Genomic DNA, 26,794 nt, shown 5'->3' on the forward strand with positions numbered 1-26,794 from the left:
CCTAGCTTAGTCCGGGCCGAGTGAGCCACATGACTTATTTCGCTTCATTACCAAATTTATTCATTTTTGAACTACACAGTTCGAAAGGAAACCCAACTCCCAGCCAGCACCCACCTCTCCATGCGAAAATAAGCATGAAAGAGCAAGAATCGAGGAAGATCATGGCCACCACCCCGCAGACAAACCCCTCGTGGAGCACCTGGGCACACCAACACAACACACAGCCCACCGGCGTCCTCGCGCCCCGCTCAACGCCCGAACTACAACAACGCATTCAGGACGCCGCCACACACGGCACCAGAGTCAAAGTCATGGGACGAGGACGCAGCGCCTCCGCCATCGGGCAACCCGCAGGCGCCCTACTCACACTCGAACACCTCACCGGCCTAATACGAGTAGAGCCCCACAACCTCACCGCCACCTTCCTAGCAGGCACCACCGTGCGCGAAGCCAACCGCCTACTAGGCCACTACAAACTAGCCTTCACCAACCTAGGGCACCTAGACGACCAAACCCTCGCCGGGGCTATCTCCACCGGCTTTCACGGCACCGGCCTCACCTACGGCACCTTCGCCACCCAAGTAGCCGAACTCAAACTCGTAGACGCCACCGGCACCCTACTCACCTGCTCACCCCAGCAAAACCCAGAAATCTTCTCAGCAGCCCTCTGCGGGCTAGGAGCCCTCGGCATCATCGTAGAAATCACCTTCAACCTCGTGCCACAATTCCGCCTGCACGCAGCCGAACGCGGGCACTCCTACCAAGACATCATCCACTCCTTCGAAGACCGGGCACGCGGGGCCGACCACTACGAATTCAGCTGGTTCCCCGGCTCCAACGAAGTACGCACCCGCAGACTCACCCGCCTAGCCCTCCTGACCGACGGCTACATGCCCGCCAGCGCCGCCCTCAGCCAGGCCCGCCGCTACGGCGGTGACTACCTACTCAACAACGGAATCTTCTCAGCCCTCAGCTACACCGGCGCCAAAATACCGGCCATGCAACCAGTGCTCAACAAGGTATCAAACTGGGGCAAAGGCAACCGCCGCTACGCCGACTACTCAGCCCGCGTCTTCACCATTAACCGCACCGTGCGACAAAACAACATGGAATACGCCTTCAGCATGCCCCAGTTCGCTGACCTCATGCGCGATCTACGCACCCACCTAGCCTCACACCCCAGCCAGAGCGCCTACCCCCTGGTCATACGCACCGCAGCAGCCGATAACATCTGGCTCTCCCAGGCCTACGGCCGGGAAACCTTCTATATCTCAGCCCGCGCCTACTGGCGTCAGCCCCACACAGAACTCTTCGGCACCCTCGAAGAAATCTTCAAAAAACACGGCGGCCGCCCCCACTGGGGCCAGCACCACACCCAGGACGCAGAGGCCCTCTCCCAGCTCTACCCCCGCTTCGAGAACTTCGTAGAACTCCGTGAAGAACTAGACCCCTCAGGTCTCTTCCTCAACCCCTACCTAGACTGGGTGCTCATACGGTGACGCCCCGCAGGTAGGTACCATCTACATCAGAAAAACCCACCAACTAGGTGGGTTTTTCTGATGTAGATGGTCTTTTCTGAAAGAACCTGACGCTACTCGCCGCGTGAAATAGCGGTCATCTCATCACGGTCAACTACCTTAACGCGGGCACGCGGCTCACCAGCGGCGTCCTTGGCTTCAGCGCCCAGAGCCTTCTCATGCTCATCCAGGCGGTGCCAGCCTTCCCAGGTGGTGTAACGGACGCCAGCCTCATCAAGGAAAGCCTCAATCGCAGCCGGGTCAGCAGCCTCAGCAGTGTAGAGGTTCTCGCGGTCTTCGAGCAGGTGAGTGACGGTTTCGAGGGCATCTGACTTAGTAGAACCAATCAGACCAACAGGGCCGCGCTTAATCCAGCCAGTGGCATAAAGACCAGGAACAGGAACCTCACTATCATCAATGACCCGACCCTCAACATTGGTAATCACACCGCGGGCAGTGTCATAGCCAACCTCAGGCAGCTCAGAACCAAAATAGCCAATAGCACGGTAAACAGCCTGCACCGGGTAATCAATAAACTCACCCGTACCACTCACACCACCATTACCGTTAAGCTCAGTGCGTTCCATCTTGATGCCAGTGACCTTACCGTGTTCACCCAGAATCTCAGCCGGTGACTGCAAGAAGTGCAGGTGCAGGCGGCGGGAGGCAGTACCAGGGTTCTCCTTCTGAGCCTCAAGCCAGCCATTGAGGGTCTTCATCATGACCTTGGTCTGGGCATTAGTTTCCATAGCCTCACGAGAAGCATCATCAAACTGGAAGTCTTCTTCGTAGAGCACGATGTCAACATCACGAGAATGAGCCAACTCGCGCAGCTCAAGGGGGGTGAACTTAATCTGAGCCGGGCCACGGCGACCAAAAACGTGCACATCAGTGACGGGGGAAGACTTAAGACCCTCGTAGACGTTATCGGGAATTTCAGTGACCAGCAGGTCATCAGCGTGCTTGGAGAGCACACGGGCGACGTCCAAAGCCACGTTACCGTTACCCAGCACAGCAATTTCCTTAGCCTCCAGGGGCCAGGTGCGAGGAACGTCAGGGTGACCGTCATACCAGGAGACAAAATCAGAAGCACCGTAAGACCCAATCAGGTCAACACCGGGGATATCCAGGCTGGCATCCTTAATAGCACCGGTGGCGAAGATGATGGCGTCATAGTGCTTACGCAAATCAGCCAAGGTAACGTCGGTGCCGTAGTTAACATTGCCGAAGAAGCGGATATCGCCGCGGTCAAGCACCTTGTGCAAGGCGTTAATAATGCCCTTAATGCGGGGGTGGTCAGGGGCTACACCGTAGCGGATCAGGCCGAAGGGGGCAGGGTAGCGGTCGAAAATGTCGATAGATACAGGCACAGCTCCGGTGCGGACTTCTTCGCTTTTGGTGAGGATATCTGCGGCGTAGATACCTGCGGGGCCTGCACCGATCACGGCAACGCGCAGGGCGCGGGGGGCTTCGGTTGACACGGGTTTTCCTTTCGGCGCCGGGCATAGGTGGGCACGGCGGGTTGGGATTTTAGTTCTGCTCTAGTCTACCGAGTTTGGAGCGGACGCCGGCGCCCCGATGACAGAGTAAGTCCTGGGAATACCGTGAGCAGGGGCATTAGATAGCTCCAGCCTGGGACCAACCAGCATCCAAACATTCTTGAGGAGCAGTGAAAATACTGGTCTTGATTTCCTCACTCTGGGCAAGAGCCTCTGCCGGAATCTGGCCGTAGTGCTGCTGGTACTCTTCCTCGCTCATGTAATTACTGGCTAGTTCTTGCCCAGCGAACTCGGCGGGGTCAGCTAGTGTACCTTCGAAGCATATGACGCCGGAGTAGAGCACATAGATATTACCGCTGTTAATACCCTGCTGAATATCTTCATGAGAAATGGTGGGGCCCTGAGTAGCCAACTCTTCGGGGCTGGCGGTTCAAAGCTGCCAGGGGCTCTGCCGGGCGTACAACCCCGTGCGCCACATGCTTGGTCATACCCAGAAGATGGGGCATGGCCTGCCCGATGAGGGCGGGATCCAGATTCAGACGATCCGCCAGCTGCGCCAAGAATTGGCGGGCAAGCTCGAGGTCGTGAGGGCTTTTTTCAGTCAAACGCTCCAACAGTGCAGCGGTCTAGTTTCAGTAATAAACATACACCCCACGCCCAGCAAACTCACCCCAATCCCGCTCTCACCAGTATGAACCCTGCACCAGCGTGCAGGGCTCAGGGACTCAATACACAGGGAGTAGAAACCTTTACAGGCGGCGCGGCCGAAGCAGCAACATGGCTATAGCAATGACCAGCAAGACCGAAGCCTCGTGCACCAACATGCCAATTGCCATGGTCACCCCGCCGAAGAAGACACCGGCCACCAGCAAGGCCACGGTCAACAGGGCAAGGGCGATATTAACCTTCATGGTGCGCACCGTGCTCTTGGCCAGGCCCAGGGCATAGGGCAGGCGGTCTAAGCGGTCAGACATGAGCGCCAAATCCGCTGTTTCAAGGGCCGCGGGTGAGCCGGCAGCGCCCATAGCAACCCCCACATCAGCAACCGCCAGGGCGGGAGTATCATTCACCCCATCCCCCACCATAGCCACCGTGCGGCCAGCGGCCTGTAGCTCCCGAACCAGCTCCAACTTGCCCTCGGGCAGCATAGCCGCGCGGACGTCGTCCAGCCCCAACTGCTGCCCCACAGAGCGGGCAACGGGCTCAGCATCCCCGGTCGCCATAACCACCTTAATGCCGCGGCGGTGCAGCTCATCAATGGCGGCCTTAGCCTCGGGCCGTACCGTATCGGCAACAGCAACCAGACCAACCGCCTGCCCGTTCACACCCACAAACATGGCGGTCTTCCCCTGCACCTGAAAATCTCGTAGCAGGACCTCGTCAGCCCCGGTCTCAAGCAACTGGGCCGAGCCCACCGCCACCTGCACCGTGGGCACCTCAGCAGCCAGGGCAGCCCGGCTAGTACCGGCCGACCTCGTATCAGGCACCTGAGTAGGCACCCGGGCGAGCACGCCGCGTCCGACCACCGCCTCAGCCTGCTGAGGCAGCACAACCGGCACCCCGCGCTCCTGCGCCCCGCGCACCACCGCATCAGCCAGCGGGTGGTGGGCAGCGCTCTCAGCGGCAGCGGCTAAAGCCAGTACCTGCTCCTCGCTATACCCGGTATCAAGAGCCAGCACATCGGTGAGCTCCGGGGTGCCGTGGGTCAGCGTACCGGTCTTATCAACCACTAAAGTGTCAACCGCAGCGGTACGCTCCAGGTATTCACCACCCTTAATCAGCACCCCGTCTTTAGCTGATCGACCAATACCGGCTACCACCGAGACCGGAATAGAAATCACCAGGGCACCGGGGCAGGCAATCACAAGAATGGTCAGCGCCTGCTCAACATTGCGGGTCAGGACGCCAGCAAGCAAGGCCCCGATCATCACGGCAGGGGTGTAGTACTGGGAAAATTTCTCAAGGAAAGTCTGGGTTTTAGCGCGGTCGTCCTGGGCATCCTCAACCCGGCGGATGATAGTGGCCAGCATAGAATCACCACCGATCCCGCGGGCCTCAACCTGCAGGCTACCTGAGCGCAGCCAGGTGCCAGCAAAAACCTGAGCCCCCACCGACTTTTCAGCTGGCACAGACTCCCCGGTAATCGTGGCTTCAGCCACGGCACCGTGGCCCCCGGTGACTTCGCCGTCCACCGGAACCTGCTCGCCAGAGCGCACCAGCACGGTGTCCCCGGGGCTCAGCTGCCACAGTTCAACCGTCTCAGTTTCAACCTCGCCACCTTCTTGCAGGCGGATGCGGCGGGCGGTCTCAGGAGCTGCCTCCACCAAATCACTCAGAGCCTGCCGGGTCTTAGCCATGGTCGTGTGCTCTAAGGCCTTACCCACAGCAAAGAGGAAGGTAACAGCTGCAGCCTCCCAATAGTTATGAATGACAACAGCGCCCACCGCCGCAATCACTACCAGCAGGTCAATAGAAATCATCTTCACCCGCAGCGCGGCGATGGCCGAACCAGCAATCTGCCAGCTGGCCACCACGCTTGCTACGACCATGAAGAACTCATACCCGGTAACCCAGGCGGTCATAATAAGAGCAGCAGCCCCCAGGGCCGGGCCCCACGTCCTAAGGTGTTTCATGGCCGCCCTCCCCTAAATACTCGAAGGGCGGGCGGTGTAGCCCACCTCAGCCACAGCATCAACAAGCTGAGGGACGGTCACCAGCGCAGCGTCATAGTCAACCAGAATACGACCCGAGGAGAACTTGACTACGGCGTTCTCAACCCCGGGCAAACCTCCCAGCTTATTCTCAATCTTCTTGACACAGGAGGGGCAAGAGAATTCATCGGAACGGAGAGTAATGGAACGAGTGTCTGACATGGCTAAACTTCCTTTCTGTTTGCTACCTCTGTCGAGGTACTTTCAGATTAGAAGTTCGGGGAGGCAAGAACATTGACACCCGTCAATTAAGCAAAAATTAGTTCTCCGCTACCCGGGCCAGGGCCGCCACGTCCAGCAGGGCCACCCACCGGCGTCCTGAGTCAATGAGCCTCTGCTTCTTCCACGCTGCCATCACGCGAGAAGCCGACTCCACGGTAGTACCTGCCATACCGGCTATATCAGCGCGGCTCACGTCAGCGGTCAGGACGCGCACACCGTCAGCGCGGGTAGCCCCCAGCTTGGTATTCAGATGCAGCAAGACGTCAGCAACCCGCTGCGGCACCGGCAGGGTGGCCTGAGCGATTTCATTGTGCCGCACCCGGGCCAGGCGTTCGTGTTGGAGGTTGAGGATCTGCACGGCCAGGGCGGGATGTTCCTGCACCAGGTCTGCAAGCTCAGTGGCCGGCAGGTAGAGGGCACACAGGGGCTCAAGGGCCAGCACAGAGTCGGTGAGGACGCCCGGGCCCGAGTGCACAGGGCCCAGCACGTCGCCGGGGGCGGCAAGATCAAGGGTGAGACTGCGACCATCTGCGGTATCGTGCACAATCTTGGCCAAGCCAGCCATCACAATGTAGGAGCCCTCGGCGGCATCCCCGGCTCGCAGCACTGTTTCACCGGGACCCCAGGCGCGGGCCTTGAGTCGGTGGCTCAGCTCTAGCAGGTCAGCCTCGGGCAGGTGCCCGGTCAGCGGTGAGCGGGTAAGAGCCTGCAAGCGGGTTGCCTGCGAGCAGTGATGGGCCCCGGCCTGACCACGAGGATCATGGCGGTGATGGGTGCAGGGGCTATCTGTCATACCTCTACTCTACGCCTCAGTATTCACGGGCAGGCTAAGCCGCTACCGGGCCTAGTCACCGGGGGTAAAAGTGACAACCAGGCCGTCCTTCTCACCAAATCGCTCCAGGTGGCGGCCCAGCACGCCCTCAAGGCGCTCACGGCCTTCAGCGGTTGCGGCGTAGGTCAGCAGGACAAGACGCTCGACGCCGTCGACCTGCTGCACCAGCACATCGCCGTAGCCCCCGAAGTTACCGTCGCGGTTAAAGGTCAGGCGGTGACCGCCCTCAATCTCTTCAACCAGGATTTTGTGCCCAAAGTGGCTGGCCAACTGCTTGGCATAGCGGGCGGGGCGATCGGTTTCCACCACTGCACGAGAGCGCGCGGTCAGTGTTTCAATAGAGGGGTATTGAGAAGTAACCACGGATAGCCTTTCTTGAAAGTTAGGTTCACCTAAATACTATTGCAGGGTGCAGGTAAATCCCTCAAACAACCTTTGCATAGCGTCACACCCGCTCCCCTCGCCAGACACCAGCACAGGCGCGTACACTAGGGAGGTACATCAGCGCCGTCCGCACCCCAAAGGACGGCGCGCCTTCGTTCCTGGGCCACACAACCCACCCGAGTATCGACGGATTTCACGAATGTCTTCTGAGAACACCGCGGCTCACAAAACCGCACCACAGGCGCCCACCAGCGCCCTCGACCGCTACTTCAAAATCACCGAACGCGGCTCCACCCTCTCCACCGAAGTTCGCGGTGGCCTAGCAACCTTCTTCGCCATGGCCTACATCGTAGTGCTCAACCCCCTCATCCTGGGCCTCGGCCCAGACGGGGCAGGCAACACCCTCGGTGTAGAACGCGTCGCAGCAGCAACCGCCCTAGTAGCAGGCGTCCTGACCATCATCATGGGCCTGTGGGCCAAGCAGCCCTTCGCCATGGCAGCAGGTCTGGGCGTCAATGCCCTGCTGGCCTCCACCATCGCCACCACCCCCAACCTCACCTGGCCCCAAATCATGGGCCTCGTTATCTGGGCCGGTATCGTCATGGCTATCCTGGTACTCACCGGCTTCCGCCGCGCCGTCTTCGAAGCCGTCCCCGAATCACTCAAAACCGCTATCGTCGTAGGCATCGGCCTCTTCATCTCCCTCATCGGCCTAGTCAACGCCGGAATCGTCCGCCGCATGCCCGACGCAGCAGGCACCACCGTACCCGTCTCCTTCGGCGCAGGCGGCCACCTCCAAGGCTGGCCCATCTTCGTCTTCCTCTTCGGCCTCTTCCTCACCATCGCCCTCTTCATCCGCAACGTGCGCGGTGCGATTCTGATTGGTGTAGTCGCCTCAACCATCCTGGCAATCGTCCTAGAAACCCTCTGGCCCTCAGGTTCCTCCCTAGACTCAGCCACCGGCTGGTCACTCATGATTCCCGGCATCCCCTCCCAATGGATCGGCCACCCCGACCTCTCCCTCATCGGCTCGGTCGACATGATCGGGGCGTTCTCCGCCTCATCCATCGGCACCCTAGGGGCCACCATGCTCATGTTCGCCATCCTGCTAGCAGTTTTCTTCGACGTCATGGGCACCTCCGTAGGCCTAGCCACCGAAGCAGGAACTATCGACAAAAACGGCAAAATTGAGAACATCGACCGGGTACTCCTCATCGACGCCGCAGGCTCCGTCATCGGCGGTGGCTCATCAAGCTCCGCCCACCAAATCTTCGTAGAATCAGCCACTGGCATCGGTGAAGGCGCCCGCACCGGCTTCGCCAACATCGTCACCGGTGCCCTCTTCCTGCTGGCCGTCTTCATCTCCCCGCTCGTTTCCATCGTGCCCTTCGAAGCTGTCGCCCCCGCGCTGGTTGTCGTCGGCTTCCTCATGGTCCGTCAGGCCGTTCACATCGGCTGGACCGACTGGGGCCTAGGCATCCCCGCCTTCCTGACCATCATCATGATGCCCTTCACCTACTCCATCGCTGACGGTATCGGTGCCGGCTTCATCGCCTTCACCTTCATCCGCCTGGTACAGGGCCGCGGCAAAGAAGTACACCCCATCATGTACATCGTCTCCGCTGCCTTCCTTATCTTCTTCGGCATGGGTGTCATCGAAGGCTGGATGCACCCCTAACCCACACCCCTTCCAACTACCCCAGTTGTAGTGCGCCCCCTTAGGCGGGGCACCACCACAACTGGGGTATTTGCCTTTAACACGCACCACCAGAACAGATACCAGCCCCCTCCCCCACCGGCAAGCTGCCCTCCCACCTGTTTTAATAGAAACATGCTTGAACCCGACACCCGTTGCCCCTGCGGCACCGGCGAAACCTACAGCGCCTGCTGCGGACGCTACCACTGCCAGTTTGCCCAGACCGGCAACCTCATTGCGCCCACCCCCGAGGCGCTCATGCGCTCACGCTTCACAGCCTTTGCAATCGGCCTACCCGACTACCTACTAGCCACCTGGCACCCCAGCACCCGGCCAGCGTCCTTAGACCTTGACCCCATCCTGCGCTGGTACCGCCTAGATATTCTCAGCGCAGCAGGCGGCCCCTTCGACACCACCGGCGGGGTAGAATTCGCCGCTTACTACCGGTCACAACCTGGCACACCCGACACCGAAAAAGTACGCGGAGTGCAAACCGAAGTCTCCCGCTTCACCAAAGAAAACGGGGCCTGGTACTACGTTGACGGTGAGGTCAACTAACCCCAACAAACATTTTCGCCCTATTCCTTCTCTCTTCACCCCGAGATAATCTCTAGGGCTATGAGAAAAGGAATAGGGCGATATTTTATTGGCCGGCACGAAGCTGAGCGTCTAGCTGGGCCAAATCTACTTCCGGTTGGGCGTCGCGGCGTGGGGTAGCTGAACGGACAAAATCGCGCACCCAGCTATCGTCCTTATATTGGGCGGGGACGCCGCCACCTAGCAGGCGCTTAGTGATAGCAGCGGTGAGTAGCTCCCCAGCCACCGGCAGGGGCGCATGCGAACCGGCAATAATGACGTTACCCTTACGGCGGCCCTTGAGCATGGCCGGGTCAGCCACAATACACGTATGCTCAAAAACCTCTGCAATGGCAGCAGCTTCAGCCCGGGCACCGGCCAGGGAGCGGTCGTCCCCACAGTTAATGATGTAGAGCCCATTGGGGGCTAGCGAGCGCTCGGCCAGTTGGGTGAATTCGAGCGTGGTGAGCGGTTCGGGGGTGATGTAGCCTGCGAAGACGTCGCGGATAATGACATCGCGTGATGCAGCGGCGAAGCCTTCGGTGACGGTTCTGGCTTCTCCTACCCTGATTTTGATGGTGGGGGCCTTGGGCAGGTCGAACCATTGGCGCACGTAGCTGGCGAGTTTTCCGTCGAGTTCGACCACGGTGTTGTGGCTGGCCGGGTAGAGGTCTGCTAGGTAGCGGGCCATGGAGCAGGCTCCGCCGCCTAGGTGGGTGATGCGGAGTTTGGTGGGGTTCAGGTGGGTGTCGACGAAGGGTTCGATGACGGCTGCTAGCCAGCGCATGTATTCAAAGTCGAGTTCGCGGGGTTGGCCGAGCACGATGTGGGAGGATTCCATGCCGTTGATTTCGAGTACCCAGCCGCCGGGGGTGTAGTCGTCTTCAATGAGTTCGGCTAGGCCGGTGTCGATGGGGTAGGTTCCTTCGGCTAGGGCCGTGGGGGTTTCTACTTGTTTTTTGGGGGTTCGTCTGCGTTTTGCCACCTCTCTAGCCTAGTGGGTCGGCGGGCTCAGTGTGGCTTGTTAGGGTGAGAGGGCAGTGACAGTGAGTGAAAGGACGGGGCTGGGGGAAGCTCTTTTGATGCTGTGCTTTACCCGCAGGAGCCTGCTTATCTCTGGTATATCGTGGGCAATGATCGGGCGGTAGGTTTTTATCGGCCTCGGGGTTTTGAGGTTAAGGGGTTGACTGTGCAGTGCGGTGGTGCTTGGTCCCCGGCGAGGGCAGCCCGCATGTTTCGCGGGCTGCCTTTGCCGTCTTAGTAGGGAAGGTGGGGCGGGCGGACGCCGGTGGGTACCGGCAGTGGCTGATGGAAGTTGGGCACCAGCGATGGGCCCTGCCCCCCCTTTTTTACCCCGGCGAGTTCGCGCTCTCAGGCAGAAAGACACTTACCCCCTCGTCAATGGTTTCATCACTGATGAGGTCCCCTACCCCTGCCAGGTTGGTGAGGTTACGGGCATGGTGCTTGGCGGTAGGTTGGTAGACCTGGATGCTGCTATCTAGCAGGGGTGCCGGTGGTTTTTCCCCAAAGCTGGGAGGGGTAGGGTTATGCAGTTGTAGGTCACCGATTTTGACCTTGCGTAGCTGTGTATCGAGCCAGCGGTCACCTTTCTGGATGATTTCAGTATCGATGGTGCGCAGGACTGAGTCAGTATCTTGGTAGAGCTCTGAGGGGTTGATGCTTGCACTGTGGATAAAGCGATGACCGCCCCCTATTTTCTGGATCCCAGCGTGGGTGGCGTTGCTGACCCCTAGTAGGGCCATCTGTTCCTGTTCGGTGCGGGTAATACCGGGTCTTTGGGTTGTCCCGGCGATAATGGTGGTGTCTGCAAGGGTGTAGCCGCCCATGAGCTCTTCTAGTTCGGGTATTACTTCATCTGTGCCGGGGTTTGCGGCCGCTATCTTCGTATATTCTTCGGCGCCGTGGAATCCGACATCGTCAGGTCGATGGGGCAGCACTGTAGCCACATCGGGGGCATAATCGTCCCGGTCGCCTTGTAGGTAAGGCACAGGGTCTGCCTTATAGCGGACGTCAACGTGTATCACAGCGTCCGGGACCTTAATGTCATCTACCGGGCTGGCCTGGGTGAGGAGGCCCTTGACCTTGTAGCGGGACCCAAACGATGTGTTGGATGCCAGGGCAGCAGCGGTCAGCCCACCTTGGCTAAAGCCAGCTAGAATTATTTCGCTGCCCTCAGGTGCGCCAGCTTCTTCCAAGGTGCGTTCTACTTGGGTCATCAGGGCGGTGTACTGTTCTGGGGTGAGGTCGGGGTTGTAGCCAGAAGCGGCGCTTCCAGCTGCACCAGCCCAGGAGTTGGTGCCTCCGCGCCAGAGTTGAAAGAGGCCGTTTCTTTCGGGGTCGCCATCGGTACCGGGGATTGTGATGAGGTACTGGGTTTGGCCGGTTTCTGGGTTGTAAAGGGTTTGAACCATGACGTGGTCCCAGGCACCTTGGTAGTTGGCAGATTCAAAGAGCTCATCGCCCCGATTTTCGATGCCTTCCATGCGATGGAAGTGCTCGGCGATTCCGCGGGTAGTGAGCGGCAGTTCTTGCGACTGACCCTGGGTGGGGTTGATTTCGTTGGTCATGTCGCGGGTGGCACGTAGCCGCCCATTAGCCCCCGCAATCTGCGACAGTTTATTGATGCCATTGGTGAATTTTCGTATTTCTTGCCGCCCTTCAGGGGTTCTGCGAGCCAGCAAAAAAGCGTCCTTGGCGGGGGAAACCACGGTCACTGCTGCTTGTGAAACAACTAGTTTGAGCTGGTCGAACTGGTAGCCAAAGGCTGACTGGATACCTAGTACCGTCGCCTTGCCCCGTGCCTGGGCTTGTTCGGCCTGGATTATTACGTGGTTGGCGAAGGCTTCGGCCTGCTGGTAATTCTCAGCGGCGGTGCGCACCCCTCTGGCAAGGTTGTGCATGCCACTGACCAGGGTGGTGAGCGTCAGGGTACTGGTGCCTAAGGACGCCAGGGCCCGGGCCCCTGCCCCTGTAAAGTCGAGGGAGGCCAGAAGGGCCAGGCGGGCAGTGAGGCCACCGAGCGCGTGGCTACTTTCTTCGTAGCGTCCTGCTACAGCCGAGAGTTGCTGGGCTAAGGGCTCAAGTTCAGCGAATTCTACCGAGATGCGGCCGTTAGAGGGGGCGGCACCTACGGTAGCAGGAAGATATGCGCCTGCCATGTCTACCACCCCTCTGTAGCTAAAGCGGTACTCACGCGAGTAAGTAAGGGGTTGTTCATAGCGGAGGTTAGGGCCCCGTGTAGAGCAGGGAGGTTAGCTTGTTCAGCGTGCACAATAAAGTCATCAAGGTCGATGTCTTCCAGCACGGCCATACCGGCTAGGGCGGTGTCGACAGCTGCCCCGGCAAGACCAATAGCAGAAGCTACCACTTCAAGTTCAGCGGCGACAGCTTCACCGGCTAGGCGCACCTCCTGGGCGCTGGCCTCTAGTTCCCCGCGCATGCCCCTAGCTGTGGCCTCTTCTGCCGCTAGAGCACTGTGAAAGGCGCGGCCAGCGGTAGACTCCCACTCTATCTGCCCGGCGGCAAGGGCCTGCCCGGCAGCTTGCCCGATGGCGTCCGCCTGCCCCAGCACCTCTTGCGCCAGAGCAGCTGACCATTCTCGCACCCGCTGGGCCAGGCCCAGGGCACCTGCCGAGGCCCCTGCCGCACCCTGACTCCCCAGACCTGCCCTACCTGCGGCGGCAGTAAGTTCATAGACCGAAGGCACTGCGTTCTCTCCTTGCATCTCTAAACCGACGATTCCTTAGCACACACCCTAAAAGCAGCACCCTGCCACCTACCAGCCCACACCCGCCTGTGGATAAGCACCCGCCACAGCATCTGGTCTAAACCACCGCACAAACGGTGCAGCTATGACGCAAAGATGACGCAGGCAGTCCACAGCCCTTGACGGTGGCCACCTGCTGCCATAAAAGCCCATCTCATACCCCGCAAAACGTGCACCGTCCGCCTTGCCGTGAGAAACTAGTGTCATGTCTCATCGTGAAAACTCCACCACTTTGCCCTCTGGCCGTCACTCCCTCACCGGCGCAGGCCTGGCCCTTGGCGCCCTCGACGGACGTTACAAGGCCGCCACCGAACCCCTCGTCGACTACCTCTCAGAGGCCGCCCTCAACCGCGACCGCATCCACGTTGAAGTTGAATGGTTCATCTACCTCTGCGACCATCAGGTACTGCCTGGCCTCGAACCCCTCACTGACGATCAGCGTGCCGGTCTGCGCGCCATCGTCACCGATTTCACCGAAGAATCTGCCGCTGAACTGGCAGAAATCGAAGCCGTCACCGTCCACGATGTGAAGGCCGTAGAATACTTCATCGCCCGCCGTCTCGAGCCCCTGGGCCTAGAGAAGCTCAAGCCCCTGGTCCACTTTGGTTGCACCAGTGAAGACATCAACAACCTCTCCTACGCCCTAGGTATTAAGGACGCCGTCACCAACGTCTGGCTGCCTGCCGCCCGTGGCCTGGTCGAGCAGATCATGAAGCTAGCAGAAGAGGCCCGCGAGGTGCCCATGCTCTCTCGCACCCACGGCCAGCCCGCCACCCCCTCAACCCTGGGTAAAGAGCTAGCTGTCTTTGCTTACCGCCTGAACCGCCAGATTAAGCACGTTGAACAGGCTGAGTTCCTGGGCAAAATCAACGGTGCAACCGGCACCTACTCCGCCCACGTGGTCTCTGTTCCGACCGCCAACTGGCAGAAAATTTCAGAAGAGTTCGTCACCGGCCTGGGCCTGGACTGGAACCCCCTGACCACCCAGATCGAAAACCACGACTGGCAGGCTGAGCTTTACTCCTCCATCGTCCACTTCAACCAGGTGCTGCACAACCTCTGCACCGATGTGTGGAGCTACATTTCCATCCGGTTCTTCCGCCAGATTCCTGTTGCAGGTGCCACCGGCTCCTCCACCATGCCCCATAAGGTCAACCCCATCCGTTTTGAGAACGCTGAGGCCAACCTCGAAATCTCCAACGCCCTGCTCAACACCCTGGGCGCCACCCTCATCCAGTCCCGCTGGCAGCGCGATCTGACCGATTCATCTTCCCAGCGCAATATTGGTGTCGCCTTCGGCCACTCCATTCTGGCTATCTCCAACGTGGTCAAAGGCCTAGAGCGCCTGGACATCGCCAGCGACGTCATTGCCGCTGACCTTGATGAGAACTGGGAGGTTCTAGCTGAAGCCATCCAGATGGTCATGCGCGCCGAAGCTATCGCAGGCACCCCCGGCATGAAAGACCCCTATGAGCGTCTCAAGGAGCTGACCCGCGGCCACCGCGTCGACGCTGCCCGCCTCAAGGAATTCGTCGCCGAACTTGGCCTGAGCAAGGACGCCGAAGCTCGACTTTCAGAGCTCACCCCGGCAACCTACATCGGCCTGGCCCCCTCACTGCTAGAGCACGCCACCCGCTAAAAACTGGCTCAAACAGATTACGTAAGGAAACCCCGTCATATCTGGCGGGGTTTTCTGCTGCCCCGAGAGGTTTTCACTTTTAGGATAGATGGTATGACCGAGAACTCCCTCCCCGCAGACAGCTCGCCCGAACAAACCCCGCTGGCCCTGCGTCGCCTGCGCAAGCTCCGCGCCCGCCACCCCCACGCTACCCCAGCAGAACTGGCAGAACGCCTGGGCGGAATCTTCGTGCGCGACTTCACCCTGGTCGGCTCAGCCCAGGCCGGGGCTCAAGAGCTAACGCCCAACGTCCTCGGTAGCGTCACCCGCAACCGCCGCATTGCCGGGCTCACCCAGGCAGCCGCCCATCTAGGGGCGGTCCAGCAGGGCATGGCCAGCTACAGCCGGGCCGCCCATCACGGCATTACAACTACCGCCCATGTGGGTAGCGCTCAGGCCATCAAAACCTATCTGCACGGTATGGCCCTGCTCTACGGCCTACAGGTTGAGAGCAACGACGAGGCAGCAGCGGCCGTTTTGGGTCAGGACGTCAACGAGCTACTCACCCAGGTCGAAAATATTCCCAACACCGGAGTGCGCCAGGGGCAGCAGATGAACATTCTAGGAGCCGTAGCCGCCATCGGCCTGCGCAACCCGCAAACCCTGCTACTGGTCAAAGCCGGCGAACAGCTGGTCAAAGCAGGGGGCGCTGTTTTTGCTAGTCAGAAGATGCGCCGGGATTTTGCTCAACAGATTATCGCCCAGGTAGAGCAGAACCTGGGGGCCGCCCCAAGCCTTTTATCTCAGAGCACTCTCGCAGTCTTAGAGGAAAGTAAGGACGCCAGCACAGCAGACAGTGCCACCAGCCAGGAGGGCGCTGCCCCGGCAGAACCCTGGGATGATGATGCTGACCTGCTAGAACTCTCTGCTGAAGAGGTCAGCGCCCTTGAGGCATCGGAACCTGTTGAGCCCTCCCAGGTGGAAGAGCCTGCACCTGTTGAACCCTCTCAGATTGAGGCACCTGAGCCGGTGGCAGCGTCCGCCCTTGAAGAGCCTGCCCCGGTAGTGACCGAAACCCAGGTGCGGCCCAGTACCCAAGCAGAGCTGGCGGCAGCCGACGGGGCAAGCGCTAAGGGTGCCCGCCTAGCTGCCCGTGCCTTCGTCCGCGCCCGCTCTCGTTTTAAGGGTTAAAAGAAGGAGGGACCAGATTCCTCCCCTATGCCCTGTGGGCATGAAGTACATGGGGAGGAATCTGGTCCCTACTGCTCCTAGCTAAAAGCTCTGACTAGGAGTTAAAGGGCTGGTTGCAGGCAGCCATGGTGCCCTCGGTGTAGCCCCTGGTGAACCAGTAGACGCGCTGTTCTGAGGAGCCATGAGTCCACGAATCAGGGTTGACCTGCTGGCCAGATGAACGCTGAATTGCATCATCACCAATGGCGCGGGCAGTATCAATGGCCTGCTGAATCTGGTTCTGAGTCAGCGGATCAAGCAGGGCGTTCTCGCCCTTATCAGTCTGAGAAGCCCACACACCGGCGTAGCAGTCAGCCTGAACCTCAACCTGCACAGCACCAGAATCAGCGCCTGGGTCCTGGTAGTCAGAGTATTTTAGGGTGCCCATGGTCTGCTGGATATGGTGGGCGAACTCGTGAGCCGTCACGTACATGACCGCGAAATCACCATTGGAACCGCCCATCGCTTTGAGCTGGTCGAAGAAAGGAACCGACATGTACACTGTCTGGTCAGCCGGGCAGTAGAAGGGACCGGTCTGCGAGATATTGGCGGTACCGCACCCTGTGGAGATGTGCCCCTCCCCCAGCACCAGATCAGGTGCCGTATAGGAGATACCTGCCTCGGCAGGGAGTTTTTCTTCCCACACCATATCCAGGCTCACGCCGGTCGCTAGAATACGGCAGTCGTCGTAGCGGTTGGCGTCCTCATAGGTCTGGCAGTGCTCAAAGTTCCCGGCACCGGTGACCTGCTTCTGTTGGGCATCATTGCCGTACATGGAGTTAGAGTTTCCACCGCCGGTCAGGCCCCCTAAGCCACCTGAGGCAAAGAAGAAGATGGCGGCGACAACCAGCACACCGGGGATGCCGAACTTACGGCCTACGCTGCTCATCAGCATCATCATGAGCGGGTTCATGCCCCCGCCACCGCCACCGCCGCCTCGGCCGTTGCCGCCTGATGAGCCGCGCTGCGAATAGTTATTATTCAGGTTGTCGTTAAAGCCCATGTCAGTCCTGCTTTACTTCTCTGTCTTATTGTTCAAGCTGGGCGGGTTCGCCCTGCGCACTTTCGGAGCTATCCGCACCGCTACCGCCTTGGAACTTGGGGGCACGGTCCAGGTTGAGCTCATCAGGGAACATAGGGGGCAAGGCACCGAAGGTCTGCTCTACAGACTTGACCACGTTCTTGCCCAGGGCCAGGTTGGCGCCACCACCGACGACCGCACCCACACCGAAGGGTAGGGCGCGGCCCAGTAGGGCACCGGACTGGCGGGTGAGAAAGCGCTTAATGAACATGTTGCGGAGGGTGCGCTCAATACTGAAAATCTTGCCTGAGTCCTTAGAGCCCATCATCATGCCCCACTTGCGGGAGACACCACCGGTCTTACCGGTGTGGGCCAGAATCGAGTTCATGAGCACGGAGCCGTCTTCACCGAGCATGATGGCCATGACCATCAGGCGGGCCTTGTCGGGGTCTTCTATGTGCACGCCGTGCAGTTCGGCCATGGCCTGGGCGAAGATGGCGGTACGTTCGAGGTAGCCGCCGACTGCCAGAACAGAGAGGCCGACGGACGCCGCAGTACCCAGGCCGGGTACGAAAGCGGTTGCACCCACGGCCCCACCGCCGACTGTCACATCGCGTAGGTAGGCCTTTTCAAGGCGGCGAGCGATTTGGTCGGGGGTTTCGTGGGGGTGCTTCTCACGCATCTTTTTGAGCATGGAAACAATCAGGGGGCGCTGAATCTTCAGCACGGTGTCTACAGTGCGGGTGACCGCGGGCTTGGGCTGACCGTTAGCGTCAAAGGCGCTTGATGCGTTGAAGTTGAACATGCATCTAGTTTACCGACAAACCGTCTTAAACACAGTCTACTTTCTATCGTGTATGCCCTGGGCGTGGCAGGTTCTTTCAACCCTCACCCCACACCCAGGGCGGACGCCAGGCGCGGGCCCATTGCCACGAATATACTACCGAATCCATATTTCTAGATGTTAACTTTCAGATGGCATGATGTAGAATCTATGGTTCAGATGGTTTAGCTCAAGATAGGTATAAGGAGGCACCTTGGCTCGAGACCAATCAATCCGCAGACAATTCAACAGCGTATTTCGAGAATATGATGAAGTCACACTAAAACGTGCTGGTAAAGACGTCGAAATACACCTCTCAGGGACGACCTACCCGGCTAAGTGGACAGCCCGCTCATCACAGACAGACTCACCGCAGATACCTATCAGCTTCAAAGCAGTCTCCACACTCAAAGAAACACACCCCAACTCTGAAGAAGTTGCGCTTCTCTACACCTGGGTAGAAACATCTGGGGCTATCTTTGCAGTTGGCCTCACCGTAGCCCAGCACTGCGCCCTCACCAACAAAAAAATCCAAGCCCACGACAGCGAAAGCCGAGTATTCACCCAAGCACCAGGCGGTTACTACATTCGCCGTCATGCTTCACACCCCCAATGGGAACAATACTGTGATTTAGCCAAGCAAGGAGATTTGCTCTTTACTCTAGAGATGCCAGCTCCCATCATTAGCTCCCGTTCAAAGGCGTAACAGTATGCAGCCAACACATGCCTTCATCGACGAAAGTAAAAATAGGGATTATCTACTCATCACAACACTGATGATTCATAGCGATCTTCTGGCTACGCGCAAAAAACTTCGCTCGCTCTTATTGCCAGGGCAAGAGCGGTTCCACATGAAAAATGAGAGAGATTCACGTCGCAAAAAGCTTCTATCGCTCATTCGAGACCTCAACGCTACCGTCGTTATTTATCGTGCGCCCACATCATCGCATCGACGGTCTCAGATAGAAGCACGGGCTGATGTTTTACAGGCTTTCCTGGATGATGCGCTCAACACCTCTATACGCAATGTGTGTTTAGAAAGTGATGAGACTATGAACGCACGAGATCGGCAGGTAATTGCTCAATTTCTACAAAGACACCAGGCTGTAGACGGCATAAGATATCAGCATTTACCCGCAAAGTCAGAAATTCTTCTCTGCATCCCAGACGCTGTAGGTTGGGCATGGAATAGGGGTGGAGAGTGGAAGAAAATGGTCGCTCCCCTAGTGGATGAGCAGGTGGTATAACCTACCGTTTTAAACGCGAAACCCGAGCGCCACAACCGTCCGGATGGGTCTCGGGTTCACTTACCTCAGCTAGTGCTGAAATCTTATTCTTTATACTACTCGCTCATGAGAAGCTTCTCAACCGTTTATCGTGGAAGAGAACGGTCTACACACCCCTAAGCCAGTTGGTCAAGTAGCTCCACTAGCTCATCGGTGCCCAGGGCGGACGCCGGGTGCGGGCCCGCTGCAACCAGGCCGGTAGCAGCGTCCTGCGTCAGAGCCGTCTGCGAGCCCACCAGAATCAGGTTGCCCGCATGGCGCCCGCTGAGCATGGTGGTATCAGCCAGACACCAAACATGCTCAAAAACCTCAAGGAGGGTGCGGGCCTGGGCTACGAAGAAGCTCAGCCCGGCGTCATCACCCACATTGACGGCAAGCAACCCGCCCGCCCTACCGCCGGTGGCTGGGGCCAGGCAGTTACGCAGATCGGTGTAAAACTCAGCGGTAGTCAGATGGGCTGGGGCCTCCCAGCCCGAAAAAATATCCAGGACCACCAGGTCAAGGCCAGCAGGGGCCCCCAGCTCCTCTTTCAGTCGGGGGGCTGCCGCGGCGGCGTCCTCAATGAGCACCTTACAGTTAGTGCCAGCAGGTAGGGGCAGCTGCTCCATCACAAAACCGGGCAGTTCCCGCTCAATATCAACAGCCACCTGGGCTGAGCCGGGGCGAGTAGCTTGAATATAGCGCACCAGGGTCAGTGCGCCCGCACCCAGGTGAGCGGCGGTCAGAGGCTTACCTGCCTCGCCCTGAAGATCGACCAGGTTGCCGATACGGCGAAGGTACTCGTAGAAAATGAAGTCGGGGTGGGCTAAATCCACGTGGGACTGCTCGGCCCCACCAATTTCAAGAATACGGCCGGTCTTAGAGAACCCATCGGGGGCAACCGAAGCGCTGAGGCCAGAAAAAGAAAGCTGAATGGTGCGTGACATGCTCTCTAGCCTAGCCCCTTACCGCTAGTACCCCAGCCTGGCGTTGCTCAGCACCGGCAGCTTGGCGCGAGCATCATCGACCTGAGCCAGGTCAAGATCAACCACTAGAATCTCAGGCTTCTCACCGGCCTCAGCTAAGGTCACACCGAAGGGGGAAACGACCCGGGAGTAGCCCACACCGGTTGGCTGGGTGATATCTGCCCGCGGGTCAGCACTCGCAGGGGAGGCCTGATCAACGGCCAGCACAAACATGTTGGAGTCCAGGGCACGGGCACTGGTGAGGATCTGCCACTGGTTCACCTTGCCCTCTCCCCCAGCCCATGAAGCGGCCACAATCGTAGCCTTAGCCCCAGCCCGAGAATAGTCAGCAAAAAGCTTGGGGAAGCGCACATCGTAGCAGGTGGCCAGGCCGATGGTGGTGCCGTCCACGGTGATGGTCATCAGCTGCTGGCCAGCCTTCACCGCCTCAGATTCTTTAAAACCGAAGGCATCGTAGAGGTGCACCTTGGTGTAGACCGTCTCAACCCCATTCTGGTCTAGGCAGTAGAGATTATTATAGACCCGCAGGTTCCACTCATCAGATAGCTGCACTGGGGCGAACCCGCCCGCCACCACGGTCACATAGTTTTCGCGAGCGATATTAGCTAGGGCGGTGCGGAAGGTCAGCTCATGCTGGGCCGCATCGTCATAGAGCTGCCCGCCGAAGCTGAGCATGGCAGCTTCCGGGAAGACTACCAGGCGGGCACCGCGCTGGGCTGCCAGGGCAGTGTACTCACGGATGATCTCAATGTTGTGAGCAACGTCTTTGGTGCTGAGCATCTGGGCTAAAGCTATCTTCATATTTTTAACTCTAAAGGGGCGGGCCCGGCCGTGACCAGGTGCCCGCCCCTTCCAAGGGTTTTAGAGGCCAGCAGCCTTCTTGAAGGCTGCCACCATGTCAGAGACGCTAGTTGCCGAATCGACGTTATCAAGGGCGGTGCCGTTGATAACGAAGCTGGGGGTGCCCTTAACGCCGGCGTCAACGCCCTCCTGGTATTCCTGCTTAATCAGGGTCAGGGATTCTTCGTTGGGCAGATCCTGCTCAAAACGGGTGCGGTCTAGGCCCAGCTGCTCAGCGTAATCGCCCATGAGGGTGTTGAACTGGTCGGTGTCAGTGATGGCTTTCCAGTCTTCCTGGTGGGTGTAGAGGTGCTCTGCCATCTGCACGTAGGCGCCCTGGGCCTCAGCAGCCTGCACAGCCTGGGCTGCGGGCACAGCGTTGGCGTGCTTCGGCAAGGGGAAGTGACGCACTGTTACATTCATGATTCCATCGAGCTTGGAGGCAGCTTCACGGTAGGTAGGGTCAGCCTTGGCGCAGTAGGGGCACATCAAGTCGGTGTAGAGGGTGACGGTGGGGGCGCCCTCTGTGACAGAGTTGAGCTGGTAGCCCTCATCGGTGCGGACGCCGGTAGCAGCAGGGCTGGTGGTAGTGGAAGCGCTGGCAGTAGCTGAAGCGTCGCCAGCATTTTCCTTTGAGGTGCCACAAGCTACGAGACCCGCCACAGGCAGGAGGCTAACGAGGGTGCGGCGTGTCATTTTCATAGACATAAGAAAGACTTCTTTCAGGTCGATTATTTCTTCTTTTACCCTAGCAATTTGAGGTCGCTTGTTACGGTCACAGGCTGTCAACAAACGTCCTTCTCATGAGATAGCACACAAATACACGGCGCACCGCCCCTAAACCCAGGCGAACGAATAAACTCAGAAGTAAACCTACGGTAGCTCTAGGGCCGCCGTAACCCATAAACACAGCCAAAAGGATGTAGACCCAGATGATCAACGGCATGTACATTTCCGCGATGAACCAGGGCTCAGGCAAGTCCCTCATCGCCATCGGCCTCATTGATTCCCTCGTCAAGAAAACCGACCGTGTAGGCTTCTTCCGCCCCGTCTTCAATGGTGAAACTGAAGCTAACGATCCTCTGATCAGCCTTGTCCGCTCCAAGTACGAGCTCACCGAGAAGCAGGCCCGCGGTGGTGTCTCCCTGAGCCGTTGCCGTGAACTTCTCGCCTCAGGCAACCACGAAGAAATGTCTTCCATCGCCGTCTCCACCTACGCCCAGATGGCTGAAGAGTGCGATGTCATCGTTGTTGATGGCACCGACCTGGTCGCCCACAACGCAGCAACCGTTGAATTCGACCTCAACGCCCAGTTCGCTAAGGACCTTGGCACCCCCGTCATCGCTGTCATTGGCGCCCAGGACTCCTCCGTTGCAGATGCTGTCAACGCTGTTGATGTGGCCCGCACCGAGCTTCAGTCAGCCAAGGTTGACGTCCTTGCCGTCATGATTAACCGCGCCAACCCCGAAGAGCGCGAAGAGATTCTGCAGAGCGTCAAGCGCAGCCCCTCCAACCGCCCCGTCTACGTCCTGCCCGAGCTACCCGAAATCGCCCTGCCGACCGTTGCTGAAGTTGTCAACGACCTCAACCTCAACCGTGACGGCATGGACCAGGACTTCCTGGACCGCGATATTCACGACATCAAGATCGCGGCTATGACCGTCTCTAACTTCCTCACCCAGTTCGCTGACGGTGACTTCGTCATCGTCCCCGGTGACCGCTCAGACATCATGGTCGCCACCCTGGCCTCTGCCCTGGCACCGAACTTCCCCGCCCCCTCAGGTATGCTCCTGACCGGTGGCCTGGCCAGCGACCTTAAGGGCGACACCGCCATCGGCCAGCTCGTTGAGAAGGCACCCTTCCCTGTTTTCTCCACCCAGCTTGACACCTTCAAGTCAGGTCGCGCTGTCTCACGCGTCCGCGGCCAGCTAGCCCTGGGCCAGCCCCGCAAGATTGCAACCGCCCTGGGCGAATGGTCACGCAACGTCGACGAAAACGAGCTCTTCGAGCGTCTGGAACTCGAGCGTCCTGCCACCATGACTCCGCTGCGCTTCCTGCACAACCTGATTGAAAAGGCTCGCAGCAACCGCCGCTCCATCGTCCTGCCTGAAGGCTACGACCCCCGTATCCTGCGCGCAGCTTCCATCATCGTGCGCCGTGACTTCTGCGACCTGGTTCTGATCGGTAACCCCGAAAAGATTGCAGAAATCTGCCAGCGCGAGTCCATCGACCTGCCCGTTGCAGCAGACGGTAAGCGCGGCGTCACCATCATCGACCTCGAGAACAACGAATACGCCGAGGACTTCGCCGCAACCTACGCCGAACTGCGCGCTCACAAGGGCATCACCCTGGAAGCTGCCCAGAACCGCATGATGGACCCCTCCTACTTCGGCACCATGCTGGTCTACAAGGGCATCGTCGATGGTATGGTTTCCGGTGCTGTGAACACCACCGCTAACACCATCCGTCCTTCCCTGGAATTTATCAAGACCCGTGAAGGCGTCAAGGTTGTTTCTTCCGTCTTCCTCATGCTCATGGAAGACCGCGTACTGGTCTTCGGTGACTGCGCCGTGAACCCCAACCCCAACCCCGAGCAGCTTGCAGATATCGCTAAGGCATCTGCTGAAACTGCCCGCCAGTTTGGTGTTGAACCCAAGGTCGCTATGCTCTCCTACTCCACCGGTTCCTCCGGCTCCGGTGCGGACGTTGAGCAGGTCATCGAAGCTACCGAGAAGCTGCGCGAATCCAACCCCGACTTCGCTTTTGAAGGCCCCATCCAGTTCGACGCGGCCTCCAACATGTCCATCGCATCCTCCAAGCTGCCCGGCTCAGAGGTTGCAGGTCAGGCAACCGTCTTCATCTTCCCCGACCTGAACACCGGTAACAACACCTACAAGGCTGTTCAGCAGACCTCCGGTGCTGTAGCAGTTGGCCCCGTCCTTCAGGGCCTACGCAAGCCCGTCAACGACCTGTCCCGCGGCGCTACCGTTGATGACATCATCAACACCGTAGCGATCACCGCAATCCAGGCCCAGACCCTCTAAAAATCAAAGGAAAACATTTACATGCTCGTACTCGTTATTAACTGCGGTTCCTCATCTGTGAAGTACCAGGTGCGCGACACCTCCGCTACCGGCGAAGAGAACCAGGTCGTCGCTAAGGGCCTGGTCGAGAACATCGGCTCCGCTGAGATCCCCACCCACACCGAAGCCCTGGACATCATGGCCAAGGCCCTGGTAGAACCCCTGCACGGCAAGACCATCGACGCTATCGGTCACCGTATCGTTCAGGGTGGCGACGTCTTCTCAGAGCCCGTCCTCATCACCGATGACGTTATCGCTAAGATTGACGAACTCTCACCCCTGGCACCCCTGCACAACCCCGCCCACGTACTGGGTCTGAAGGCTGCACAGGAAACCTACCCCGGTGTACCCATGGTTGCTGTCTTCGACACCGCATTCCACGGCACCATGCCCGAGCACGTTTACCGCTACGCAGTTCCCGAAGAACTGGTTGAGAAGTACAGCGTCCGCCGCTACGGCTTCCACGGCACCAGCCACGACTACGTCACCGGTGTTGCCGCAGAATTCCTGGGCATGGACCGCTCAGAATTCAACGGTGTTATCGCCCACCTGGGTAACGGCGCCTCCGTCACCGCTGTTGAAGGCGGCAAGTGCCTGGACACCTCCATGGGCTACACCCCCCTCGCTGGCCTGGTCATGGGTACCCGCTCCGGCGACATCGACCCCTCCGTCCTGACCAACGTCATGCAGCGTGGCAACATTTCCCCCGAAGAGATGGACCGCATCCTCAACAAGGAGTCAGGTCTGCTCGCTATTGCTGGCAGCAGCGACATGCGCGAAGTTGAAAGCGGCGCAGAAAACGGCGACAAGCGCGCCCAGCTGGCACTGGACATGGCCTCCTACCGCCTGGCTAAGTACATCGGTGGCTACCACGTAGCAGTCGGCGGCGCTAAGGCCCTGATCTTCACCGCAGGTATCGGCGAGAACTCACCCGTATTCCGTCAGCTGACCATCGACCGTCTGAGCGCCCTGGGCCTGACCATCGATGCAGAAGCTAACAAGGTACGCGGCGACGAGCCCCGCCTGATCTCCACCGAAGAGTCAGCCTTCCCCGTTCTGGTTGTTCCCACCAACGAAGAAAAGGCTATCGCTGAGGCTACCGCAGAACTGGTTGCCTAAGTTCTAGCTACTCTCCGCTCAATGCGGGGTTTCCTTCGAAGTGCAGTTCTCTCACTGCTCCTTCGGCGGAAACCCCGCATTTCGTTTATGCCATGGCCATAAGACCCACCAGCCCCAGACCATTTCTTGCTACTGTGGAACAAGAACACACCGCCTAACCAGCAGGAACATATATGAGTGATAACCGCCCCGGTGCCACCCCGCCCTACCCCCAGCAGCCTGGCCAGCAAGCGTCCACCCACGGCCAAGAACAGGGACTGACCAGCCCCCTACCCAACGACCTCAGCGGCGGCTGGCTACCCGAAGACACCCGCCAGCGGCCCACCTCACCCCTGCCCGCACCAAAGCTCTTCGGCTTCCAATCCCTGCTGCCCTTCAAGTTCGCCAACGCCATCCGCCACCCGGCTGAGCTACCACTGGTCATCGCAGCCTACGCGCTAACCATCGTGATGTATGTCGGTGGTGGCATCTACCTGCTCTACTCACTCTTCAGCGCCCTACTCAATGATGACTTCGCCAACTACCAGCTCAGCAACCTGCTAGGGCAGCTAGTAGCTATCGCTATTTACCTCCCCTTGGGCATCTTCTTCCTCCGAGGCCTCATGTACGGTGGGCTACGCCTGAGTGGGGTACGCATCACCCCCACCCAGTTCCCCGAGGCCTACCAGATGGTCGTAGAAGCCGCCCGAGCCGCCGGCCTACGCCGTGTACCCGACGCCTACGTCGTACTGGGCAACGGCCAAATCAACGCCTTCGCCTCAGGTCACGGGCACCGCCGCTTCATCGCCGTCTACTCCGACCTCTTCGAAATCGGTGGAGCAGCCCGCAACCCCGAAGCCCTACGCTTCATCATCGGCCACGAAGTCGGGCACATCGCCGCCGGTCATGTCAGCTACTTCCGCCTGGTCTTCACCAGCTTCTTCATGCAGATTCCGATTCTCGGCAAGCTGCTCTCCCGAACCCAGGAATACACCGCCGACAACTTCGGCTACCGCTACGCCCCCGACGGCGCCGAAACCACCACCACCGTACTCGCTGCCGGTAAGTACCTGATGAATGACGTGAACTTCCACGAACTAGCCAACCGCGCCGTCTACGAGCGAGGCTTCTTCACCTGGTTCGCCAACCTCACCACCACCCACCCGCCAGTTACCTGGCGCGCCCACGCCCTGCGTGACCGCACCGAACCAGGCCACCTGGTCTGGCGCCCCAAGACCAACCCGCCCTACCCGCTCTCCATGATCCCGGCAGCAGAACCCGCCGAAGCCTGGGCAGACCCCCTACAGGCCACCGACCACCTGGCCACCTACCCCGAACGTGCCGAAAACCAGCACTGGGGCTCAGTCAACACCACCTACCGGCCCCCAGCCCAGTACCGCGACCGCACTGTAGATGACATGCTCTACACCGGCTGGATGCCCCCGCAGTACCGCCAGCGCACCTCCTGGAACAACTTCGGTGCACCGACCCCGCAGGCACCCCCTGCCGCCCCCGCACCCTCCCAGCACGGTACGGACGCCAGCAACACCCCAGATACCCAATCTCAGGCAGGCGAGCGCCCGGCATCCGCCCAGGAGTAAAGTGG

Annotated in this window: 25 protein-coding genes; 10 read left to right on the plus strand and 15 right to left on the minus strand. The window is 59.4% G+C overall.

The window, feature by feature from the left end; genetic code table 11:
- The first annotated feature begins 134 nt into the window (after nucleotides 1-134).
- Entirely contained in the window at nucleotides 135-1,499 is a 1,365-nt protein-coding gene (locus tag ACEE09_RS01390; protein WP_449081396.1) for a D-arabinono-1,4-lactone oxidase, read from the plus strand.
- 92 nt (nucleotides 1,500-1,591) lie between these two features.
- Here ACEE09_RS01390 and ACEE09_RS01395 read toward each other — a convergent pair whose 3' ends face one another.
- The 7 genes from ACEE09_RS01395 to ACEE09_RS01425 form a co-directional block, all read right to left on the minus strand.
- A complete protein-coding gene (locus ACEE09_RS01395) occupies nucleotides 1,592-2,998 on the minus strand; it encodes an FAD-dependent oxidoreductase (RefSeq protein WP_449081398.1) in 1,407 nt (468 codons plus the stop codon).
- A 136-nt stretch (nucleotides 2,999-3,134) separates the two neighbouring features.
- A complete protein-coding gene (locus ACEE09_RS01400) occupies nucleotides 3,135-3,428 on the minus strand; it encodes a hypothetical protein (RefSeq protein ID WP_449081400.1) in 294 nt (97 codons plus the stop codon).
- Nucleotides 3,397-3,621, minus strand: a complete 225-nt coding sequence (locus ACEE09_RS01405) for a DUF6457 domain-containing protein (protein ID WP_449081401.1) — start codon at nucleotides 3,619-3,621, stop codon at nucleotides 3,397-3,399. Before ACEE09_RS01405 ends, ACEE09_RS01400 begins: the two co-directional genes overlap by 32 nt.
- Nucleotides 3,622-3,765: 144 nt before the next feature.
- Nucleotides 3,766-5,649: a heavy metal translocating P-type ATPase gene (locus ACEE09_RS01410; RefSeq protein WP_449081403.1), complete on the minus strand. Its 1,884-nt coding sequence runs from the start codon at nucleotides 5,647-5,649 to the stop codon at nucleotides 3,766-3,768.
- A gap of 12 nt (nucleotides 5,650-5,661) precedes the next feature.
- The gene (locus tag ACEE09_RS01415) at nucleotides 5,662-5,889 is read right to left on the minus strand and encodes a heavy-metal-associated domain-containing protein (RefSeq protein ID WP_449081405.1); all 228 of its coding nucleotides are present in this window, start codon (nucleotides 5,887-5,889) and stop codon (nucleotides 5,662-5,664) included.
- A gap of 97 nt (nucleotides 5,890-5,986) precedes the next feature.
- The gene (locus ACEE09_RS01420; protein ID WP_449081407.1) at nucleotides 5,987-6,742 is read right to left on the minus strand and encodes a Crp/Fnr family transcriptional regulator; all 756 of its coding nucleotides are present in this window, start codon (nucleotides 6,740-6,742) and stop codon (nucleotides 5,987-5,989) included.
- A 51-nt stretch (nucleotides 6,743-6,793) separates the two neighbouring features.
- The gene (locus tag ACEE09_RS01425) at nucleotides 6,794-7,144 is read right to left on the minus strand and encodes a DUF2218 domain-containing protein (RefSeq protein WP_449081409.1); all 351 of its coding nucleotides are present in this window, start codon (nucleotides 7,142-7,144) and stop codon (nucleotides 6,794-6,796) included.
- A gap of 220 nt (nucleotides 7,145-7,364) precedes the next feature.
- On the opposite strand from ACEE09_RS01425, the gene ACEE09_RS01430 reads away from it, so the two are divergent.
- Nucleotides 7,365-8,843: an NCS2 family permease gene (locus ACEE09_RS01430; RefSeq protein WP_449081411.1), complete on the plus strand. Its 1,479-nt coding sequence runs from the start codon at nucleotides 7,365-7,367 to the stop codon at nucleotides 8,841-8,843.
- Nucleotides 8,844-8,996: 153 nt separating this feature from the next.
- Nucleotides 8,997-9,419, plus strand: a complete 423-nt coding sequence (locus ACEE09_RS01435) for a YchJ family protein (protein WP_449081413.1) — start codon at nucleotides 8,997-8,999, stop codon at nucleotides 9,417-9,419.
- 85 nt (nucleotides 9,420-9,504) lie between these two features.
- Here ACEE09_RS01435 and ACEE09_RS01440 read toward each other — a convergent pair whose 3' ends face one another.
- The 3 genes from ACEE09_RS01440 to ACEE09_RS01450 all read right to left on the minus strand — a co-directional run bounded on the left by ACEE09_RS01440 (nucleotide 9,505) and on the right by ACEE09_RS01450 (nucleotide 13,164).
- Nucleotides 9,505-10,422 carry a spermidine synthase gene (locus ACEE09_RS01440; RefSeq protein ID WP_449081415.1) on the minus strand — a complete coding sequence of 306 codons (918 nt, stop codon included), beginning with the start codon at nucleotides 10,420-10,422 and terminating at the stop codon, nucleotides 9,505-9,507.
- A gap of 364 nt (nucleotides 10,423-10,786) precedes the next feature.
- The gene (locus ACEE09_RS01445) at nucleotides 10,787-12,616 is read right to left on the minus strand and encodes a hypothetical protein (RefSeq protein ID WP_449081417.1); all 1,830 of its coding nucleotides are present in this window, start codon (nucleotides 12,614-12,616) and stop codon (nucleotides 10,787-10,789) included.
- 2 nt (nucleotides 12,617-12,618) lie between these two features.
- Nucleotides 12,619-13,164, minus strand: a complete 546-nt coding sequence (locus ACEE09_RS01450; protein WP_449081418.1) for a hypothetical protein — start codon at nucleotides 13,162-13,164, stop codon at nucleotides 12,619-12,621.
- A gap of 265 nt (nucleotides 13,165-13,429) precedes the next feature.
- Here ACEE09_RS01450 and purB point away from each other — a divergent pair, with 265 nt between their 5' ends.
- Both purB and ACEE09_RS01460 read left to right on the plus strand, forming a co-directional pair.
- A complete protein-coding gene (purB, locus tag ACEE09_RS01455) occupies nucleotides 13,430-14,863 on the plus strand; it encodes an adenylosuccinate lyase (RefSeq protein ID WP_449081420.1) in 1,434 nt (477 codons plus the stop codon).
- A gap of 93 nt (nucleotides 14,864-14,956) precedes the next feature.
- Complete coding sequence (locus tag ACEE09_RS01460; RefSeq protein WP_449081422.1) at nucleotides 14,957-16,033, plus strand: hypothetical protein; 1,077 nt, start codon at nucleotides 14,957-14,959, stop codon at nucleotides 16,031-16,033.
- A 94-nt stretch (nucleotides 16,034-16,127) separates the two neighbouring features.
- On the opposite strand, the gene ypfJ is transcribed toward ACEE09_RS01460, so the two are convergent.
- Together ypfJ and ACEE09_RS01470 are read right to left on the minus strand one after the other, a co-directional pair.
- The gene (gene ypfJ / locus ACEE09_RS01465) at nucleotides 16,128-17,075 is read right to left on the minus strand and encodes a KPN_02809 family neutral zinc metallopeptidase (protein ID WP_449081424.1); all 948 of its coding nucleotides are present in this window, start codon (nucleotides 17,073-17,075) and stop codon (nucleotides 16,128-16,130) included.
- A gap of 25 nt (nucleotides 17,076-17,100) precedes the next feature.
- On the minus strand, nucleotides 17,101-17,898 hold the full coding sequence (locus tag ACEE09_RS01470) for a di- and tripeptidase (protein WP_449081426.1): 798 nt from the start codon (nucleotides 17,896-17,898) through the stop codon (nucleotides 17,101-17,103).
- 232 nt (nucleotides 17,899-18,130) lie between these two features.
- Here ACEE09_RS01470 and ACEE09_RS01475 point away from each other — a divergent pair, with 232 nt between their 5' ends.
- Entirely contained in the window at nucleotides 18,131-18,622 is a 492-nt protein-coding gene (locus ACEE09_RS01475; protein ID WP_321104037.1) for a hypothetical protein, read from the plus strand.
- 4 nt (nucleotides 18,623-18,626) lie between these two features.
- Nucleotides 18,627-19,163, plus strand: coding sequence for a hypothetical protein (locus ACEE09_RS01480; protein ID WP_321104038.1), 537 nt, complete (start codon nucleotides 18,627-18,629; stop codon nucleotides 19,161-19,163).
- A 155-nt stretch (nucleotides 19,164-19,318) separates the two neighbouring features.
- On the opposite strand, the gene ACEE09_RS01485 is transcribed toward ACEE09_RS01480, so the two are convergent.
- The 3 genes from ACEE09_RS01485 to ACEE09_RS01495 are packed head-to-tail and all read right to left on the minus strand — an operon-like array spanning nucleotide 19,319 to nucleotide 21,715.
- Nucleotides 19,319-20,128 (minus strand): spermidine synthase, encoded by an 810-nt coding sequence (locus ACEE09_RS01485; RefSeq protein WP_449081428.1) that lies wholly within the window; start codon nucleotides 20,126-20,128, stop codon nucleotides 19,319-19,321.
- Nucleotides 20,129-20,152: 24 nt separating this feature from the next.
- Nucleotides 20,153-20,968: a carbon-nitrogen hydrolase family protein gene (locus ACEE09_RS01490; protein WP_449081430.1), complete on the minus strand. Its 816-nt coding sequence runs from the start codon at nucleotides 20,966-20,968 to the stop codon at nucleotides 20,153-20,155.
- Between the two features lie 60 nt (nucleotides 20,969-21,028).
- The gene (locus ACEE09_RS01495) at nucleotides 21,029-21,715 is read right to left on the minus strand and encodes a DsbA family protein (protein ID WP_449081432.1); all 687 of its coding nucleotides are present in this window, start codon (nucleotides 21,713-21,715) and stop codon (nucleotides 21,029-21,031) included.
- A gap of 224 nt (nucleotides 21,716-21,939) precedes the next feature.
- Here ACEE09_RS01495 and pta point away from each other — a divergent pair, with 224 nt between their 5' ends.
- From pta to ACEE09_RS01510, 3 genes are all read left to right on the plus strand, one after another.
- Entirely contained in the window at nucleotides 21,940-24,051 is a 2,112-nt protein-coding gene (gene pta / locus ACEE09_RS01500; protein WP_449081434.1) for a phosphate acetyltransferase, read from the plus strand.
- A 21-nt stretch (nucleotides 24,052-24,072) separates the two neighbouring features.
- Nucleotides 24,073-25,209: an acetate/propionate family kinase gene (locus ACEE09_RS01505; RefSeq protein WP_449081436.1), complete on the plus strand. Its 1,137-nt coding sequence runs from the start codon at nucleotides 24,073-24,075 to the stop codon at nucleotides 25,207-25,209.
- A 173-nt stretch (nucleotides 25,210-25,382) separates the two neighbouring features.
- The gene (locus ACEE09_RS01510) at nucleotides 25,383-26,789 is read left to right on the plus strand and encodes a M48 family metallopeptidase (RefSeq protein WP_449081438.1); all 1,407 of its coding nucleotides are present in this window, start codon (nucleotides 25,383-25,385) and stop codon (nucleotides 26,787-26,789) included.
- The last annotated feature ends 5 nt before the right edge of the window (nucleotides 26,790-26,794 follow it).

The sequence above is a fragment of the Rothia sp. 88186D007BW genome, from assembly GCF_053544215.1.